This window comes from Streptosporangium sp. NPDC001559 (assembly GCF_042893955.1).
Lineage (GTDB): Bacteria > Actinomycetota > Actinomycetes > Streptosporangiales > Streptosporangiaceae > Streptosporangium.
The window spans coordinates 224,952-244,082 of the sequence record NZ_JBIAVG010000002.1; the positions used below are offsets into that span (position 1 = coordinate 224,952).

Below are 19,131 nucleotides of genomic sequence, written 5' to 3' on the forward strand. Positions count from 1 at the left end.
TCAGCCCGCAGGCACGGGCGCGGTCAGGGAGCGGGCGACCGCGTCCTGGAGCTCCCGCAGCCGGTGCGCGGGCAGTTCGAGGACGGTGACGTCCTGCGCCCACGGCGCGCTCAGTGCGACGAGTGCCCTGGCCTGCCGTTTGGTCAGCTCACCTCTGACCGAGATGAGGGCCTCCCGCCAGGTGTTGGCGACCTTGCCGTGGGCGTTGTCCAGGATGCGCCGCAGGACGCGGCCCTCGTCGGTCTGCGGGGGCGGCAGCCGTACGGCGTGCACGGTCCGGCCCTCGGCGGTCAGCTCGTAGACGGCCGACAGCTCGGCGGGCAGGCCGGTGGGCGGTTCGGCCAGCGTGATCTGGACCCGGTCGGCGCGGGTGGCCAGCAGCAGCCGGGGCAGCGCGGCCTCAAGCCCCGCGGGCACCGCGATCGCCACCTCGGCGGGGTCGGTGGCGTACGGCTTGGCGAGCCAGGTCGACAGGCGGGCCCTGGGGGTGCGGGGCAGAACCTGGGCGGGCCAGTCCCCGACCAGCACCTCGGGGCTCCCGGTGACCGGGGGAGGGGGCGCAGACGAGGCGGCCGACTCGACCGCCTGGGGCCCCTGGGTGTAGATGGCGGCGCTGAGGCCCTCGACGCGGGCGGCCACGGCGGGCCAGGTCTTCGTGGTCGGCCGCAGGACGTACAGGTCGGCGGCCGAGCCGATGGCCTCGGCGCCGAGATAGCGGTTGAAGTCGGGGTAGATCGCCTCGTTGACGAGGTTGAGGGCGGACAGGGCGTTCTGCACCTTCAGCGCCAGGGCGGGAGTGCGTTCGCTGGCGCCGTAGGCCAGCAGGACGCGGCCCTGGTCGCGGTCGCGCAGCCCCTCGGCGGCGCGGGCGACGAACAGCCCGACCCCCTCGGGCGTGTAGGGCGGGTCGGTGATCGCCAGGTCGGCCCATCCACGGGCCGAGGCGGGCAGCCCGAGGCGCAGGTCGGCCCAGCGGGTGCGCACCGGCAGGCCCAGGCGTCCGGCCTGCTCGGCGATGTAGCCGAGGATGCGCTCGTCGATGTCGGCGACGGTCACCTCAAGGCCGGGGCACAGCGCCGCGACGGCCAGCGAGGTCAGGTCGTGGTCGCCGACGCACAGCAGCCGGGCGCCGTCGAGCCAGAACCTGGCCTCAAGCAGCAGGGCCCGCCTGACCACGGTCTCCGCGGTCGCCGACACGTGGTCGAGCGTGTGACGCCCCCGGGGCGCGCCGGCGATCAGCTTCTCCATCGTGGCGACCAGGCCGGCCTGCTCGGGCAGCAGATGGGCCACCGGGTCGGCGGGCGCACGGGACACGGGCGTCTCAGGCAGCGGGGCCCTGAGCCTGAACCGGTCGCCGGAACGCTCCAGGTCGAGCTCACGCAGCAGGGACTCGACCGTCCGCCGTGACGTCGCGGTCAGTCTGACCAGATCGGCGAGGGTCCACCAGCGGCCGTCGCCCAGCGCGGCCAGCACCGCCCTCGGTCTCCTGCCGTCGACTCCCGCCCGCGCGAGAAGATCCGCAATCGCGTCCATGCGCCAACCTTAGGGCGCCCGATGGAATGCCGTGCCGTACAGGCATGTTGACTGAAGTGGGCAAACCTGTACTAAATGGTCGCTATGCGGACCGGGTAGGTAGCTTTCCGGCAGGGTACGGTAATGTCTACCCACCACGCAGCAGGGCCAACGTCGTCCCTAGCTTGATCCAGAGCAGCGAGACGACGGGAGGGATTCGATGCCTGCTGCCCACCTCGGTTTCCCCGAGCCCCAGGGCCTGTACCACCCTTCGAACGAGCACGACGCCTGTGGCGTCGCCATGGTCGCCGATGTCGCGGGCCGCCGCAGCCACGACATCGTCACAAAGGCGCTGACGGCCCTGTGCAACCTCGACCACCGGGGAGCCCAGGGAAGCGAGCCCGACACCGGTGACGGTGCCGGCATCCTCACGCAGATTCCCGACACCTTCCTCCGCGCGGAGGCGGGCTTCCCGCTCCCCGAGGCGGGCTCGTACGCGGTCGGCACCGCCTTCCTGCCCGCCGAGGCGGAAGCCCGCCACGACGCGGTACGGCGGATCGAGCGGATCGCGGACGAGGAGGGCCTCATGGTCCTCGGCTGGCGCGACGTCCCGACCGACCGGGCACTGCCCGGCCCCAGCGCCCGTGCGACCATGCCGCACTTCGCGCAGCTGTTCGTCTCCTCCCCCGGCGGGGAGAGCGGCCTTGAGCTGGACCGGATCGCCTTCTGCCTGCGCAAGCGGGCCGAACACGAGACGAAGGTCTACTTCCCCTCGCTCAGCTCACGGACGATCGTCTACAAGGGCATGCTCACCCCCGGCCAGGTCGAGCCGTTCTTCCCCGACCTGAGCGACGAGCGCTACGAGACCGCCATCTCGCTGGTCCACTCGCGCTTCTCGACCAACACCTTCCCCTCCTGGCCGCTGGCGCACCCCTACCGCTACGTCGCGCACAACGGCGAGATCAACACGGTCAAGGGCAACCGCAACTGGATGCGCGCCCGCGAGGCCATGCTGAGCACCGCCGCCCTGCCCGGCGACCTGTCACGGCTGTTCCCGGTCTGCGACCCCGACGGCTCCGACACCGCCTCCTTCGACGAGACGCTCGAACTGCTCCACCTCGCCGGACGCGAACTGCCCCACGCCGTGCTGATGATGATCCCCGAGGCGTGGGAGAACAACACCGAGATGGACCCCGCACGGCGGGCCTTCTACGAGTTCCACTCCACCCTCATGGAGGCCTGGGACGGCCCCGCCTCGATCACCTTCTCCGACGGCACCCTCGTCGGCGCGGTCCTCGACCGCAACGGCCTGCGCCCCGGCCGGTTCTGGGTGACCACCGACGGCCTCGTCGTCCTCGCCTCGGAGGCGGGCGTCCTGGACATCCCCGCGCAGGACGTGGTCCGCAAGGGCCGCCTGCAGCCCGGCAGGATGTTCCTGGTCGACACCGCCCGCGGAAAGATCATCGAGGACGACGAGATCAAGGCCCGGCTCGCCGCCGAACTGCCCTACGGCGACTGGCTGCACGCGGGCCTGGTCCGCTTCGAGGAACTGCCCGCCCGCTCGCGGGAGATCCCCACCCACGAGGCGCTCATCAAGCGGCAGCAGACCTTCGGCTACACCGAGGAGGAGCTGCGGATCATCCTGGCGCCCATGGCGACCACAGGCGCCGAGCCCATCGGCTCCATGGGAACCGACACCCCCGTGGCGGTCCTGAGCGACCGGCCCAGGCTGCTGTTCGACTACTTCAGCCAGCTGTTCGCACAGGTCACCAACCCGCCGCTGGACGCCATCCGCGAGGAACTCGTCACCTCCCTGGCCAGCACGCTCGGCCCCGAGGGCAACCTGCTCGCCCCCGAGCCCTCCTCCTGCCGCCAGCTCGTGCTGCCCTACCCGGTGATCGACAACGACGAGCTCGCCAAGATCATCCACATCAACGACGAAGGCGCGCTGCCCGGCTTCCGCCCGCACGTCGTCTCCGGCCTCTACGAGGTCCACGGCGGCGGCGAGGCCATGCTCCACCGCATCGAGGAGATCCGCACCGAGGTCTCCGCGGCGATCCAGGGCGGCGCACGGATCATCGTGCTGTCCGACCGGGGCTCCTCCGACGCCCTCGCGCCCGTCCCGTCGCTGATGCTCACCGGCGCGGTGCACCACCACCTCATCGCCGAGAAGACCCGCACCCGGGTCGGCCTGGTCATCGAGACCGGCGAGGCGCGTGAGGCCCACCACATGGCCCTGCTCATCGGCTACGGCGCGGGCGCCGTCAACCCCTACCTCGCCATCGAGACCGTCGAGGACATGATCGCCTCCGGCGTCCTGAAGGTCGAGCGCGACAAGGCCGTGCGCAACCTCATCAAGGCGTACGGCAAGGGCGTCCTGAAGGTCATGTCCAAGATGGGCGTGTCCACCGTCGCCTCCTACACCGGCGCGCAGATCTTCGAGGCGCTCGGCCTCGACGAGAACGTCATCGGCACCTGCTTCACCGGCACCACCTCCCGCCTCGGCGGCGTCGGCTTCGACGTCCTGGCCAGGGAGTCCGCGCTGCGCCACACCCGCGCCTACCCCAGGGCGGAGAACGCCCACCGCAGGCTCGAGGTCGGCGGCGAGTACCAGTGGCGCCGCGAGGGCGAACCCCACCTGTTCAACCCCGAGACCGTCTTCAAGCTGCAGCACGCCACCCGCTCACGCCGCTACGAGATCTTCAAGGAGTACACCTCCCTCGTCGACTCCCAGGCCGAGCGGCTGATGACCCTGCGCGGCCTGTTCACCCTCCGCGAGGGAGTCCGCGAACCGGTCCCGATCGACGAGGTCGAACCGGTCAGCGAGATCGTCAAGCGCTTCTCGACCGGCGCCATGTCCTACGGCTCCATCTCCAGGGAGGCGCACGAGACCCTCGCCGTCGCGATGAACCGCCTCGGCGCCAAGTCCAACACCGGCGAGGGCGGCGAGGACCCCGACCGGCTCCACGACCCCGCCCGCCGTTCGGCCATCAAGCAGGTGGCCTCCGGCCGCTTCGGCGTCACCTCCGAGTACCTCGTCAACGCCGACGACCTGCAGATCAAGATGGCCCAGGGCGCCAAGCCCGGCGAGGGCGGCCAGCTGCCCGGCCACAAGGTCTACCCCTGGATCGCCAAGACCAGGCACTCCACCCCCGGCGTCGGCCTCATCTCGCCGCCGCCGCACCACGACATCTACTCCATCGAGGACCTCGCCCAGCTCATCCACGACCTGAAGAACGCCAACCCGGCCGCCCGCGTGCACGTCAAGCTCGTGGCGGAGGTCGGCGTCGGCACGGTCGCGGCGGGCGTGTCCAAGGCCCACGCCGACGTCGTGCTCATCTCCGGCCACGACGGCGGCACCGGCGCCTCCCCGCTCACCTCCCTCAAGCACGCGGGCGCCCCCTGGGAGCTCGGCCTGGCCGAGACCCAGCAGACGCTGCTGCTCAACGGGCTGCGCGACCGCATCGTCGTGCAGGTCGACGGCCAGCTCAAGACCGGCCGCGACGTGATCATCGCCGCGCTGCTCGGCGCCGAGGAGTACGGCTTCGCCACCGCCCCGCTGGTCGTCTCCGGCTGCGTGATGATGCGCGTGTGCCACCTGGACACCTGCCCGGTCGGCGTCGCGACCCAGAACCCCGAGCTGCGCAAGCGCTTCAGCGGAAAGCCCGAGTTCGTCGTCAACTTCTTCGAGTTCATCGCCGAGGAGATCCGCGAATACCTCGCCGCCCTCGGCTTCCGAACCCTCGACGAAGCCGTCGGACACGCCGAACTGCTGGACACCGCCCCCGCCGAACAGCACTGGAAGGCCTCAGGCCTGGACCTCACGCCGATCCTGCACCGCCCGGAACTCCCCGAGGGAACCGCGCTGCGCCGCGTCACCGAACAGGACCACGGCCTGGAACGAGCCCTCGACCACACCCTGATCCAGCTCGCCGAAGGCGCCCTGGCCAACGGCGACCCGGTCACGCTCGACCTGCCCATCCGCAACGTCAACCGTACGGTCGGCACCATGCTCGGCCACGAGGTGACCAAGCGGTACGGCGGAGCGGGCCTGCCCGACGACACCATCGACGTCCGCTTCACCGGCTCCGCGGGCAACTCCTTCGGCGCCTTCGTGCCCAGGGGCGTCACCCTGCGCCTGACCGGCGACGCCAACGACTACCTCGGCAAGGGCCTGTCCGGCGGCCGGATCACCGTGAGGCCGCACGAGGAGGCCCCCCTCGACGGCCACATCATCGCCGGAAACGTCGGCCTGTACGGCGCGACCTCCGGCGAGGCCCACATCCGCGGCGTCGTCGGCGAACGCTTCTGCGTACGGAACTCCGGGGCGACCGCCGTCGTCGAGGGCGTCGGCGACCACGGCTGCGAGTACATGACGGGCGGCAGGGTCGTCGTCCTCGGCCCCACCGGCCGCAACTTCGCCGCGGGCATGTCCGGCGGCGTCGCCTACCTCCTCGACCCGGAAACCACGCGGATCAACCGCGAGATGGTCGAGATCGAGGACCTGGACGAGACCGACGCCGACACACTGCGGGAGATCGTCGAGACCCACCTGGCGGAGACCGGCTCGCCCGTCGCCAAGGAACTCCTGGCCGACTGGGACCCGGCCCGCTTCCGCAAGATCATGCCGACCGACTACAAGCGGGTGCTGCGCGCGGCCGAGGCCGCCAGGCGCGAGGGCAGAGACATCGACGAGGCGGTCATGACGGCCGCGGTGCAGGGATAAGGGGGTACACACCGATGGCTGACCCGAAGGGTTTCCTCACTCACGGACGCGAGCTGCCCGCCCGCCGCCCGGTCGACGTGCGCATCCGCGACTGGAAGGAGGTCTACCAGGACTTCCCCAGGCCCGCCCTGACCAAGCAGGCGTCCCGCTGCATGGACTGCGGCATCCCGTTCTGCCACAACGGCTGCCCCCTGGGCAACCTCATCCCCGAGTGGAACGACCTGGTCTACCGCGACGACTGGCGCGAGGCCGTCGAACGCCTGCACGCCACCAACAACTTCCCCGAGTTCACCGGCCGCCTGTGCCCCGCGCCCTGCGAGGCCGCCTGCGTGCTCGGCATCAACTCGGACCCGGTGGCGATCAAGCGCGTCGAGGTCGAGATCATCGACCGCGCCTTCGACGAGGGCTGGGTCACCCCCCAGACCCCCACGGCCAGGACCGGCAGGAAGATCGCCGTCGTCGGCTCAGGGCCCGCAGGCCTGGCCGCCGCCCAGCAGCTCACCAGGGCCGGGCACGACGTGGTGGTGTTCGAACGCGCCGACCGCGTCGGCGGCCTGCTGCGCTACGGCATCCCCGAGTTCAAGATGGAGAAGCGGCACATCGACCGCAGGCTCGCCCAGATGCGGGCCGAGGGCACCGAGTTCCGCACCGGCGTCAACGTCGGCGTCGACGTCACCGCCGCCCAGCTCCGCGCGGAGTTCGACGCCGTCGTCCTGGCCGGAGGCGCCACCCTGTGGCGGGACCTGCCGGTCGCCGGACGCGACCTCAAGGGCGTCCACCAGGCGATGGAGTACCTCCCCCTGGCCAACAAGGTCCAGGAGGGCGACCACACCGTCCCGGCGATCGACGCCAAGGACAAGCACGTCGTGGTCATCGGCGGCGGCGACACCGGAGCCGACTGCATCGGCACCGCGATCCGCCAGGGGGCGGCCTCCGTCACCCAGCTGGAGATCATGCCCCAGCCCCCCGCCGAGCGCCCGGGCAGCCAGCCCTGGCCCACCTTCCCCATCCTGTTCAAGATGGAGAGCGCCCACGAGGAACTGGCCGACGGCGGCGGCGACCGCGTCTACGCCGTCTCGACCACCGAGTTCGTCGGCGACGCCGACGGCAACGTCAGGGCACTGCGTCTCGTCCAGGTCGAAGGCCCCGCGAACGGCTTCAAGCCGATCCCCGGCACCGAGCGGGAGATCCCCGCGGACCTCGTCACCCTCTCCATGGGCTTCGTCGGCCCGGAGAAGGCGGGCCTGCTCCAGGACCTCGCGGACTCCGCCGACGGCGAGTTCTTCGACGCCCGAGGCAACGTCGCCAGGGACAAGGGCTACATGACCTCCGCCGAGGGCGTCTTCGTCGCCGGAGACATGGGACGCGGCCAGTCGCTGATCGTCTGGGCGATCGCCGAGGGCCGCTCCGCCGCCGCGGCCGTCGACCGCTACCTCACCGGCCAGACCGCCCTGCCGACGGCGATCCCACCGACCGCCAGACCCCTGGTCTGAACACGGGCCCGGCGTTCCCGGTACGGCTCTCCGCCCGCCGTACCGGGAACATCGGTTTGCTTTGCAGGTCGGATGGCTTGAGGATGATTCTCCTGGCTCCGACGGATGTGGAGGATCGATGAACCGCTGGCGCGCACGCCTGACCGGGGCGGCAGCCGTCGTCGCCGTGGTCGCGAGTCTCACCGCGGCCGCCCCTGCGAACCAGGCCACGGCCGGCGGCGGGGCGTTGCGCGACTACCTCGTCTTCTACGCCGACGGCGCACGGACCGGAGCGGTCAAGGCCATCGAGGCGGCCGGGGGAACCCCGCTCTCCACCGAACCCAAACTCGGCTACGTCGTCGCCAGAGGCCCCGCCGCCCGCTTCGTGGAGAGCCTCGCCGGTGACCCCTCCGTCGCCGGAGTCTCCGGCGACCGCAGGATCGGCCACGCCGCCTCCGTCCCCGCCACGGCGACCGGAGCCGACGTCTCCGACATCAGGACCATCGCCCTCAGCGGCGGCGAACCCCTCGCCGGACGGCAGTGGGACATGGGGATGATCGGCGCGACCGCCACCGGATCGCACGCCACCGCCCCCGGCGACAAGCGGGTGCTGGTCGGCGTCATCGACACCGGCATCGACGGCAAACACCCCGACATCGCCCCGAACTTCAACCGCGACCTCAGCCGCAACTTCGTCACCGACATCCCCAAGGACCCCAACGGGAAGGAACTCGACGGCCCCTGCGAGTTCAAGGGCTGCAAGGACCCCGTCGACTGGGACGACGACGGCCACGGAACCCACGTGGCCGGCACCATCGCCTCCCCGATCAACGGCCTGGGCGTCGCGGGCGTCGCCCCCGGTGTCTCCCTCGTCAACCTCCGCGCGGGCCAGGACTCCGGGGTGTTCTTCCTCAAACCCAGCATCGACGCCCTCACCTACGCCGCGGACAACGGCATCGACGTGGTCAACATGAGCTACTACATCGACCCGTGGCTGTTCAACTGCACCGCCAACCCCCGCGACTCCAAAGCGGAACAACTCGAACAGCGCGGCGTCATCACCGGCATGCAACGCGCCCTCGACTACGCCCGCGCACACGGCGTCACCCTGATCAGCGCCATCGGCAACGAGGCCACCGACCTCGGAAACCCGAAGACCGACCTCATCAGCCCCGACTACCCCCTCGACACGCAGCGCACCCGTAAGATCGACAACTCCTGCCTCAGCGTCCCCGCCGAGTCCAAGGGCGTCATCTCGGTCTCCGCCGTCGGCCCGACCAAGCGCAAGGCCTCCTACTCCGACTACGGCCTCGAACAGACCGACCTGGCGGCCCCCGGCGGTGACGCCGCCGACGGTGAGAGCGGCCAGGACATCACCAGGACCGTCCTGGCGGCGGCCCCGGAACACGTGCTCCGCGCCGAACACCTCATCGACGCCGACGGCAAGCCGCGCAGCGGCTCCGTCGTACGTGACTGCAAGGCGGGAACCTGCGCCTACTACCAGTACCTCGCCGGCAGCTCCATGGCCGCCCCGCACGCCACCGGCGTCGCCGCCGTGATCATCAGCCGCTTCGGCAAGCCGTCCAAGGACGGCGTCACCATGCGCCCCGCCGACGTCGAACGGCTGCTCTACGCCAGCGCGACCCGCACCTCCTGCCCGAAACCCCGCCGCTACGTCTACCAGGGCTTCGGCGACGAGGCCGCCCACACCTGCCAGGGCTCCAAGGCCCGCAACGGCTTCTACGGCCACGGCATCGTCGACGCCGCCAAGGCCGCGGCCATCGCCCCCTGACGTTCCGGGCGTCGCACCCGCACAGGCCGGTGACGCCCGCAAGGACGCCTGGTCTGGGGCGGAGCGGCGCCCGCCCCAGCCCGTGAGGCCGGCTGCCTGACCCACGGCGTTGTCACCGGCCATCACGACGACGTACGGCACCGCCCGCGCCCCGGCCGGACCGCCCCACCACCGATCGGACGCCCCGAAGAAGCCTGACGGGCTCATCCCGCCGACCGGACGGAGACCGCCACGCCCGGCCGGCCCAACGCCCGGCCGTACGACACCGCCGCGCCCGGAGACCCCTCGGCCACCGTCGTCCTCACCCGCGTTCACAGGCCACGACTCCGGGCCGCCGCCTCAACACCCCCCGGCATCCCACAGGCGTTCAACGGGAACATCCGGGTTCGCATCGGTGACACGATGTCATCGAGTTTTTCACCCCCGCTCCGGTCAACGTAACGACCAAGTGGTCTGTACCAATTAGGGTGGGACCCGTGACTCGTCGCGCAAAAATCGTCTGTACCCTCGGCCCCGCCACCTCCTCCCCGGAACGCCTCCGCGAACTCATCGCCGCAGGCATGGACGTGGCTCGTTTCAACCTCAGCCACGGCAGCCAGGAACTGCACAAAGAGGTATACGACAGGGTGAGGGAGGCCGCCGCCGAACTCGGCCGCGGCGTGGGCGTGCTCGCCGACCTGCAGGGCCCCAAGATCCGCGTCGGAAAGTTCGAGGAGGGCCCCGTCCGCCTCGGCTTCGGAGACGTCTTCACCATCACCACCGAGGACGTCCCCGGCGACCGCGAACAGGTCTCGACCACCTACCTCGGCCTCCACAAGGACGTCCGCCCCGGTGACAGCATCCTCGTCGACGACGGACGCGTCCACCTGGAGGTCACCCGCATCGACGGCCCCCGCGTGACCACCCGCGTGATCATCGGCGGCATGATCTCCGACAACAAGGGCCTCAACCTGCCCGGCGTCAACGTCAGCGCCCCCGCCCTCACCGACAAGGACGAGGCCGACCTCCGCTGGGCCCTGCGCACCGGCTTCGACCTCATCGCCCTGTCCTTCGTCCGGCGCCCCTCGGACGCCGACGTCGTCCGCAACATCATGGAACAGGAAGCCGTCCGCCTCCCGCTGCTCGCCAAGATCGAGAAGCCCCAGGCGGTCGAACGGCTCCCCGAGATCATCGAGGCCTTCGACGGCATCATGGTCGCCCGCGGCGACCTCGGCGTCGAACTACCCCTCGAAGAGGTGCCGATCGTCCAGAAACGCGCCATCCAGCTCTGCCACGAGAAGGCCCGGCCGGTCATCGTCGCCACCCAGATGCTCGACTCCATGATCTCCGCCCCCCGCCCGACCCGCGCGGAGGCCTCCGACGTCGCCTACGCCGTCATGGAGGGAGCCGACGCCGTCATGCTCTCCGGCGAGACCTCCGTCGGCAACTACCCCATCGAGACCGTCCAGACCATGAGCCGCATCGCGGTCGCCGCGGAGAAGACCTCCCTGCACGCCACGCACAGCCTCGACCGGCTGCCCGAGACCACCGGAGGCGCCATCGCCCGCGCCGCGGCCGAGGTCGGCGCCATCGTCGGAGCCAAGGCCCTCGTCGCCTTCACCATGTCCGGCGAGACCGCCCGCCGCCTGGCCCGCTACCGCTCGCCCATCCCGCTGCTCGCCTTCACCTCCGCCCCCCACGTCCGCAACCAGCTGGCTCTCACCTGGGGCGTGGAGACCTTCGAGGTGCCCTTCGTCCACCACACCGACGACATGGTCCGCCAGGTCGAGGCCTCCCTGCTCGCCAACGCCCGCCTGGAGAAGGGCGACAAGGTCGTCATCGTCGCCGGGTCCCCTCCCGGCACCGCGGGCTCGACCAACGCCCTGCGCGTCCACACCATCGGCGCGGCCGTCTCCCACCCCGCCTGACCAACCCACACCCACCCGGTACGGCCGGCGCCTCGACGCCCGCCGTACCGGCGTCGTGAGCCGACGGTGGGTCAACCGTCGTACTCCCACGTCCGCAGGAACAACCTCCTGCCCTTCTCCTCACCGGGAATCGGCGGCGCCTCCGTCAGGGAGTAACCCGCCGCGCCCGCCACCGCCGCGCTCGCCGCGTTCTCCTTCTCGATCTCCAGCAGCAACCGGTCGATCCCCAACGTGCCCCGGGCGAACTCCGTCATGACCCGCACCGCCCGCACCGCCAGCCCACGCCCCCGATGGGCCGCACCCACGCTGTAACCGATCTCCGCGACCCCCGAACCGGGCTCGCTCCACATCAGCAGCACCTCACCCAGCGCCGCCCCCGAGCCCCCCGAGCCCCCCGAGCCCCCCGAGCCCTCTGTGATGGCCAGCTGGACGGCCTGCCCCGCCGCCCGACGCTCCCGCGCGCGCTTCAGATAGAGCCGGGCGGCCTCCAGGTCGAACGGGGAGACCAGGGGCGTCCAGTAGGCCACCTCGGGATCGTCGAACAGGCCGACCATCGTCTCCAGGTCATCGTCCTCCCACTCCCGCAACACCAGGCCGTGCCCGCTCAGGCGGAGCTCCCCCGGGACGACACCACCAGTCATGTCTGCCTCTCAGATCGAAGGGCCGGAACCGCCGACTCTTCCCGATGCCTCCCCTCAGCGGCAAGTCGCCCACGCGGACCGTCAGTGCTTCGGGCCGACGAACTCGTCCAGCCGCTCGACGGCCTCCCGGCGGGCGATGGAAACGGTGTTCCGCTTGGGACGACTCCAGGCGACCCCGAGCATCAGGCGACCCCGAGCATGTCGAGGGCCTGGCCGCACAGGTTGAGGATGTCATGCGACTCGTTCTTGAAAAGGTAACGGGGGTACTCATACCAGTGGTCGGCGCCGTTGAAGTGACGACGTATCCGGTTCGTTCCGCGATAACCGTCGGAGTGCATCAGTCCCCGGACGAAGAGGCCCGGGCACTCTTCGACGATCTTGCGTTGCCACTCGTCCAGGACGATTTCGCGGTCGTGTTTTCGGCCGGGACCATGCTGGGGAAACAGACAGACCCAGTGCTTGGAGTAACTCTTGACCTCTGTGCACCCTCTGAGCCGGCGACGGCTGACCGATGAGGTCGGTATGACCTCCGCCATGACGGACGCGGCCTCCTCGGTCAGGCCTGGCCAGTCGTCGCAACATGCCAGTGAGAGTTGGTAGACGCCTCTTCCGCACAACAGGATGTGACCGTCGCCGAGGTAGAGCCCGAGCAGGTGGGCGTAGGCACGGTGGTCCAGCGCCCGTCCGTGGCACAGGGGGCAGGAGTGGAAGTGGCGCAGATCTCCTTCGGGTTGGGATCTGCGTGCTCCGGTGCGCCACTTCTGGACAGCGCCGAGCGACACGCCGCAGAGCCGGGCCACTTCGCGGTCGATGAGCCCTTGGGAGGAGAGCCGCAGAGCGCGCTCAACGGTTTCACGGGAGTGCATGGGACGACCATGCCATCGGGCACCGACAGTTTCAGGTCGGTCACTGAATGTGTGCCGGAAGCGGGACTCGAACCCGCACGCCCTTTCGAGCAGACGCTTTTGAGGCGTCCGTGTATGCCATTTCACCATTCCGGCTTATATTTCCGGACTTGTCCGGATTGTGTGCCGGTGGTGAGCTTACCCAGAACTGGATCAGCTGTGGACACCGGCGTGGTTCTAATCTAGCGGACATCGGTACTCTCTTGCTCGTGAGTACGCAGCGGCGAGTGGTGATCGCGGAAGACGAGGCTCTGATCCGCCTCGACCTGAAGGAGATGCTGGAGGAGGACGGGTACGCCGTCGTCGCGGAGGCCGGAGACGGGGAGGCCGCGGTCGCGCTGGCCGCCGAGCACCGGCCCGATCTGGTGATCCTGGATGTGAAGATGCCCATCCTGGACGGCATCTCGGCCGCCGAGCAGATCGTGTCGCGGCGGATCGCCCCGTGTCTGATTCTCACGGCCTTCTCTCAGCGTGATCTGGTGGAGCGGGCGCGGGATGCCGGGGCCATGGCGTATTTGGTGAAGCCGTTCACGAAGTCGGATCTGGTGCCCGCGATCGAGATGGCGGTCAGCAGGCACGAGGAGATCGTGGCGCTCGAGCGGGAGGTGGGGTCGCTCTCTGATCGGCTGGAGACGCGCAAGCTGGTGGAGCGGGCGAAGGGCCTGTTGATGTCGGAGCACGGGTGGAGTGAGCCGCAGGCGTTCCGGTGGATTCAGAAGGCGTCGATGGATCGCCGGTTGAGCATGCGTCAGGTGGCGCAGATCGTGGTCGACGGGGTGTCCGGGGCCGGGGGTGCGCCGGGGGAGTGAGGGGTTGGGCCCGGTGGGGAGGCCCCGCTTCCTTTAGGAAGGTTTCCTGTTTGTTAAGCCCGCGCGGCTCCGGTGACCCCGGTCTGACGCGGGCTTTTGCATCTTCGAAGTGATCTATGTGAGGGTGGTGATGCGCGTGGTGACCATGACTTTTGTCAGTTATAGCTGAAAAGAATCGGTGTAATAACGAAATAGTTACGGTGGCCTGTCCTGTATCGACCCGTGACATCCGCTGGCTGTACTAACCGACACAACCCCCTGGCCACTCCGTCAGGGAGGGCATCTGTGAACCCGCTCCCTATGAGGGGTCGGGCGAAAGGAAGGCAACCTTGCGGCCCAAGACTGCTCGCCTCGGTGGAGTGCTCGCTGCCGGTGTGGCGCTCACCCTCGGTCTCGCTGCTTGTGGTAACAGTGGCTCTGGGACCCCGCAGTCGGACGGTGGCTCCAGTTCCGCCGCCCCCGCTGCCGGGACCGTCAAAATCGGTTTCATGGGTGACCTGACCGGCGCCAACGCGGGTATCGTCATTCCGCCGTGGAACGGCGCGAACCTCGTCGTCGACGAGTACAACAAGACGAACCCGGCTGTGAAGATCGAGCTGGTCAAGTACGACAGCCAGGGTGACGCCTCCAAGGCCGTCGCGCTGGCGCAGCAGGCCATCAAGAGCGACAAGGTCGCCGGCCTGATCGGCCCGGCGTTCTCCGGTGAGTCCGCGCAGGTCGCGCCGGTGCTCGAAGAGGCGGGTATTCCGAGCATCACGGCCTCGGCGACGAACGCCAAGCTCGCGGAGAACGGCTGGAAGTTCTGGCACCGTGTGCTGCCGAACGACGGTGTTCAGGGTCCCGGTATCGCGGACTTCATCGCGGGTGCGGCGGGTGCGAAGAACGTCTTCGTCATCGACGACAAGTCGGAGTACGGCAAGCCGCTGGCCGACGCGGTCCGTACGCAGCTCGGCACCAAGGGCGTGAAGCTGACCAACGACTCGCTCGACCCGGCCGAGAGTGACTTCTCCTCGGTGGTGAACAAGGTCGCGGCGGCCAAGCCTGACGCGATCTTCTTCGGCGGTTACTACGCCGCGGGCGGCAACCTGCTCAAGCAGCTTCGTGACAAGGGCGTGAAGGACGCGAAGTTCTTCTCCGGCGACGGTTCGCTGGACAAGGGCCTCATCGACGGCGCCGGCGCGCAGAACGCCGAGGGCGCCCTCGTCGGCTGCCCCTGCTACATCGCCACCCCCGACGTCACCGACCCGAAGGTGAAGAGCTTCGCCGACTCTTACAAGGCGAAGTTCAACGCCGACCCGGCGATCTACGCCTCTGAGGGTTACGACGCCGCGTCCGTCTTCGTCGAGGCGGTCAAGGCGGGCAACACCACCACCGACAAGATCAACGAGTTCATCAAGACCGTTGACCTGGCCGGTGTCTCCAAGCAGGTGAAGTTCGGCGACAACGGTGAGGTCGTCGCCAAGGACATCTACATCTACCAGGTCAAGGGCGGCGCCATCACGCTGCTGGGCAAGGCCACCGAGGCCAAGCTGGGCTAGGGACGGACCGCGAGAAGAGAAGGTAGTTGGCGCACGGGGAGCGGGATCGCCGAAGCGCGGTCCCGCTTTCTGTGTACTTCCACCAGAGTCCACGAGGTTCTGCTGGAAGCGGTGTGCTACCGGCAGTGCAGGCGACCCCCGCTAGAAGTGGTAAACCCTAGTGCTCAATGACTTCATCAATCAGTTCTGGCCGGCCACAATCGACGGCCTGGCCTTCGGTTCGATCTACGCCCTGATAGCGCTCGGTTACACCATGGTGTACGGCGTGCTGCGTCTGATCAACTTCGCGCACTCGGAAGTGTTCATGATCGGGACCTTCGGCGCGATGTTCGTCCCGTTCGTGTTCGGCATAAGTTCACCTCTGACCGGCATCGCGCTGGCCGGGGTGATCCTGCTGATGGTCGTGGCCGGGATGCTCGCCTCCGCGGGAACCGCGGTGGCGCTGGAGCGGATCGCGTACCGGCCGCTGCGCAAGCGTGGGGCCTCCCGCCTCGCGGCGCTCATCTCGGCCATCGGTGCCTCGATCTTCCTGCAGGAGCTGTTCGCGCTCCTGGTGATTCCGAACGTCTTCAACCGCCCGCAGCAAGGCCGCATTCAGATGGGCCTTCCCCGGTTGATGGAGCGGAACGAGCTTTTCTCGATCTTCGGTCACTCGGTCCGGGCGGACCAGGTGCTGGTGATCGTGGCGGCGGTCGGCATGATGATCGCCCTTGACGCCCTCGTCAACCGTACGAAGATCGGCCGTGGTATCCGCGCCACCGCGCAGGATCCGGAGGCGGCGGTCCTCATGGGCGTCGACATCAACAAGATCGTCCGGATGACGTTCCTGATCGGCGGCGGCATGGCCGGTGTGGCCGGGGCGCTGTATCTGATCTCGTACGAGAACACGTACTACTACATCGGCTTCCTCTTCGGGATCAAGGCGTTCACCGCGGCGGTCCTGGGTGGCATCGGCAACCTGCGCGGTGCTCTGGTGGGCGGTGTGGTGCTCGGCCTCGTGGAGAACTACGGGGCGATCTTCGCGGGCTCCGACTGGAAGCACGTGATCTCCTTCAGCATCCTCGTCTTGGTCCTGATGTTCCGCCCCACCGGAATCCTCGGTGAATCACTCCAGCAGGCGCGCGCATGAACCAGAAGAATTCACTGGCAGACTTCCGTCATAGGCTCAGCCAGTACGGCGACGCCGTACACGAGCGCTGGCTGAACACGCCGGGCTGGCAGCGCTGGGTCGTCTACGTTCTCCTGATCGTCGGGGCGCTGCTGTTGCCCTCGGAGAGCATCGGCTCGTTCATGTCGCCCTACACGGACTGGGCGAGCATCCTGTTCTTCCCGATCGGCACCTATGTGGTGCTGGCCATCGGGCTCAACGTGGTCGTCGGTCAGGCGGGCCTGCTCGACCTGGGGTTCGTCGCGTTCTACGCGGTCGGCGGTTACGCGATGGCGTTGATCGGCACCAGGCTCGGCTGGAACTTCTGGCTGATCCTGGTGGTCGGCATCGGGCTGTGCGCGCTGTCGGGCATCACGCTGGGCGCTCCGACGCTGCGGCTTCGCGGCGACTATCTCGCGATCGTCACGCTGGGTTTCGGTGAGATCATCCGGATCACGGCGCGTAACACCGACGCGATCGGCGGCCCGAACGGCGTCCGCGGCATCCCGCACCCGCCGAGCTTCCCCGACATCATGATCGGTGACGTGGCGATCTTCAAGTACGGCGTGCTCGACCCGCGGCCCTACTACTACCTGCTGGTCGCGCTCGCGGTCGTCGTGATCATCCTGGTGAAGCGCTGGGAGAAGAGCCGGGTCGGACGGGCCTGGGCGGCGATCCGTGAGGACGAGGACGCGGCCGAGGTCATGGGTGTGCCGACGTTCCGCTTCAAGATGCTCGCCTTCGCGATCGGCGCCTCGATCGGCGGCGCGATGGGCGTGCTGTGGGCGGCCAAGGCCATTTCGATCAACCCGAACGACTTCCAGTTCCTGCTGTCCGCGACGATCCTGGCCGCGGTGGTCATGGGCGGCGCGGGCAACCTGCCGGGTGTCATCCTCGGCGCGTTCGTCGTGGCGTGGCTGCCCGAGCGCTTCCGTGGCCTGCAGGACTACCGCATGCTGATCTTCGGCGCGGTGCTGGTCGCTCTGATGATCTTCCGGCCGGAGGGGTTGCTGCCCTCGCGTCAACGCAAGGCGGAGCTGCAAGAGGGATCGGGCGGGATGGGAAGCCTCGGCGCAGAGGTGTCCGGTCCCGAGTCGCATGGTGAGGAGGTGGCCTCCCGATGAGCACCGAGGTGAGCGGGACGGCCGGTGGGCGCGGTGGCCGAGCGATGCTGGAGCTGCAGGGTCTTGTCATGCGGTTCGGCGGCGTCACGGCGCTGCGCGAGGTCGATCTGACCATCGGCGAGGGGGAGATCTTCGCTCTCATCGGTCCGAACGGCGCGGGCAAGACCACGGTCTTCAACGTGGTGACCGGGGTCTACCAGCCGACGGAGGGGCAGGTCCTCTTCCAGGGCGAGCGGATCAGCGGTGTCAAGCGCTTCAGGATCACCAAGCGGGGCGTCGCCCGTACGTTCCAGAACATCCGGCTGTTCCACAACATGACGGCTGTGGAGAACGTCATGGTGGGCGCGGACGCGCACCATCGTTCGGGCATGCTGAGCGTGGCGCTCGGGCTTCCCGCGCACCGCAGGGCGGAGCGTGAGGGGCGCGCGCTGGCGATGGAGCTGCTCGACTTCGTCGGCATCTCGCACCGGGCGAACGACCACGCCAAGAACCTGCCCTACGGTGACCAGCGCAGGCTGGAGATCGCCCGCGCGCTGGCGACCAACCCGAAGTTGTTGCTGCTCGACGAGCCCGCCGCCGGTATGAACCCGGCGGAGAAGGTCGCCCTGCAGCAGCTGATCCGCGACATCCGTGACGCGGGGCGGACGATTCTCATCATCGAACACGACATGAGCCTCATCATGGGCATCAGCGACCGTATCGCGGTGCTGGACTTCGGCCAGAAGATCGCCGACGGCCTGCCGGACGAGGTGCGGAGCGACCCCCGGGTCATCGAGGCGTATTTGGGGGCTCCCGCAGATGCTTCTTGAGGTCAAGGACATCCACGTCCACTACGGAAAGATCGCGGCGCTCAAGGGCATCTCCGTCGAGGTGAACGAGGGCGAGATCGTCACGCTCATCGGCGCGAACGGGGCGGGCAAGACCACGACCCTGAAGACGATCTCCGGTCTGCGCGGCCTGACGTCGGGGAGCGTCGTCTTCGACGGCCGGGACATCAGCAAGATGCCGGGTCACAAGAGGGTCCTGGCGGGCCTGGGGCAGGCGCCTGAGGGCCGGGGGGTCTTCCCCGGTATGACGGTGCACGACAACCTGCTCATGGGCGCCTACACCCGTTCCGGTGACTTCGACGCGGACCTGGCCGAGGTCTACGAGCTGTTCCCGAGGCTCGCCGAGCGCAGGACGCAGATGGGCGGCACGATGTCCGGCGGCGAGCAGCAGATGCTGGCCATCGGGCGCGCGCTGATGGCCAAGCCGAAGGTGCTGCTGCTCGACGAGCCGTCGATGGGGCTGGCGCCGCTGATGGTGCAGCAGATCTTCTCGATCATCGAGGAGATCAACCGCCGCGGGACCACGGTGCTGCTGGTCGAGCAGAACGCCCAGCAGGCGCTGAAGCTGGCGCACCGGGCCTACGTCCTGGAGACCGGCAAGGTGGTCAAGAGCGCGCTCGCCGCCGACCTGCTCAACGACCCCGACGTGCAGGCCGCCTATCTGGGCGGTGGTCTCGGGCACGAGGCCTAGGAAGGGGTTCACGTCCTCGCCGCACGCGTGCGGCGAGGAC

The 19,131-nt window shown here is 69.1% G+C and carries 13 protein-coding genes and 1 tRNA gene; 10 read left to right on the forward strand and 4 right to left on the reverse strand.

The window, feature by feature from the left end; all coding sequences use genetic code 11:
• A complete protein-coding gene (locus ACFYY8_RS05100) occupies window positions 1-1,533 on the reverse strand; it encodes a bis-aminopropyl spermidine synthase family protein (RefSeq protein ID WP_390037292.1) in 1,533 nt (510 codons plus the stop codon).
• 199 nt (window positions 1,534-1,732) lie between these two features.
• Here ACFYY8_RS05100 and gltB point away from each other — a divergent pair, with 199 nt between their 5' ends.
• From gltB to pyk, 4 genes are all read left to right on the forward strand, one after another.
• Window positions 1,733-6,238 carry a glutamate synthase large subunit gene (gltB, locus tag ACFYY8_RS05105; RefSeq protein ID WP_390037294.1) on the forward strand — a complete coding sequence of 1,502 codons (4,506 nt, stop codon included), beginning with the start codon at window positions 1,733-1,735 and terminating at the stop codon, window positions 6,236-6,238.
• Between the two features lie 14 nt (window positions 6,239-6,252).
• The gene (locus ACFYY8_RS05110; RefSeq protein ID WP_390037296.1) at window positions 6,253-7,731 is read left to right on the forward strand and encodes a glutamate synthase subunit beta; all 1,479 of its coding nucleotides are present in this window, start codon (window positions 6,253-6,255) and stop codon (window positions 7,729-7,731) included.
• 118 nt (window positions 7,732-7,849) lie between these two features.
• Entirely contained in the window at window positions 7,850-9,502 is a 1,653-nt protein-coding gene (locus ACFYY8_RS05115; RefSeq protein ID WP_390037298.1) for a S8 family serine peptidase, read from the forward strand.
• 476 nt (window positions 9,503-9,978) lie between these two features.
• Window positions 9,979-11,409, forward strand: a complete 1,431-nt coding sequence (gene pyk, locus ACFYY8_RS05120; protein WP_352009069.1) for a pyruvate kinase — start codon at window positions 9,979-9,981, stop codon at window positions 11,407-11,409.
• Window positions 11,410-11,480: 71 nt separating this feature from the next.
• On the opposite strand, the gene ACFYY8_RS05125 is transcribed toward pyk, so the two are convergent.
• The 3 genes from ACFYY8_RS05125 to ACFYY8_RS05135 form a co-directional block, all read right to left on the reverse strand.
• Window positions 11,481-12,050: a GNAT family N-acetyltransferase gene (locus ACFYY8_RS05125; RefSeq protein WP_390037300.1), complete on the reverse strand. Its 570-nt coding sequence runs from the start codon at window positions 12,048-12,050 to the stop codon at window positions 11,481-11,483.
• 182 nt (window positions 12,051-12,232) lie between these two features.
• Window positions 12,233-12,916, reverse strand: coding sequence for a helix-turn-helix domain-containing protein (locus ACFYY8_RS05130; protein WP_390037302.1), 684 nt, complete (start codon window positions 12,914-12,916; stop codon window positions 12,233-12,235).
• A 52-nt stretch (window positions 12,917-12,968) separates the two neighbouring features.
• Window positions 12,969-13,051, reverse strand: a tRNA-Leu gene (locus tag ACFYY8_RS05135).
• 131 nt (window positions 13,052-13,182) lie between these two features.
• On the opposite strand from ACFYY8_RS05135, the gene ACFYY8_RS05140 reads away from it, so the two are divergent.
• From ACFYY8_RS05140 to ACFYY8_RS05165, 6 genes are all read left to right on the forward strand, one after another.
• Window positions 13,183-13,764: a response regulator gene (locus tag ACFYY8_RS05140; RefSeq protein ID WP_352009462.1), complete on the forward strand. Its 582-nt coding sequence runs from the start codon at window positions 13,183-13,185 to the stop codon at window positions 13,762-13,764.
• Window positions 13,765-14,138: 374 nt separating this feature from the next.
• Window positions 14,139-15,302 carry a branched-chain amino acid ABC transporter substrate-binding protein gene (locus ACFYY8_RS05145; protein ID WP_390038005.1) on the forward strand — a complete coding sequence of 388 codons (1,164 nt, stop codon included), beginning with the start codon at window positions 14,139-14,141 and terminating at the stop codon, window positions 15,300-15,302.
• 160 nt (window positions 15,303-15,462) lie between these two features.
• A complete protein-coding gene (locus tag ACFYY8_RS05150) occupies window positions 15,463-16,431 on the forward strand; it encodes a branched-chain amino acid ABC transporter permease (protein WP_352009072.1) in 969 nt (322 codons plus the stop codon).
• Window positions 16,428-17,573 carry a branched-chain amino acid ABC transporter permease gene (locus ACFYY8_RS05155; protein WP_390037304.1) on the forward strand — a complete coding sequence of 382 codons (1,146 nt, stop codon included), beginning with the start codon at window positions 16,428-16,430 and terminating at the stop codon, window positions 17,571-17,573. Before ACFYY8_RS05150 ends, ACFYY8_RS05155 begins: the two co-directional genes overlap by 4 nt.
• Complete coding sequence (locus ACFYY8_RS05160; protein WP_362771583.1) at window positions 17,570-18,382, forward strand: ABC transporter ATP-binding protein; 813 nt, start codon at window positions 17,570-17,572, stop codon at window positions 18,380-18,382. The genes ACFYY8_RS05155 and ACFYY8_RS05160 overlap by 4 nt, the downstream gene beginning before the upstream one ends.
• Complete coding sequence (locus tag ACFYY8_RS05165) at window positions 18,372-19,091, forward strand: ABC transporter ATP-binding protein (RefSeq protein WP_390037306.1); 720 nt, start codon at window positions 18,372-18,374, stop codon at window positions 19,089-19,091. The genes ACFYY8_RS05160 and ACFYY8_RS05165 overlap by 11 nt, the downstream gene beginning before the upstream one ends.
• Window positions 19,092-19,131: the final 40 nt, after the last annotated feature.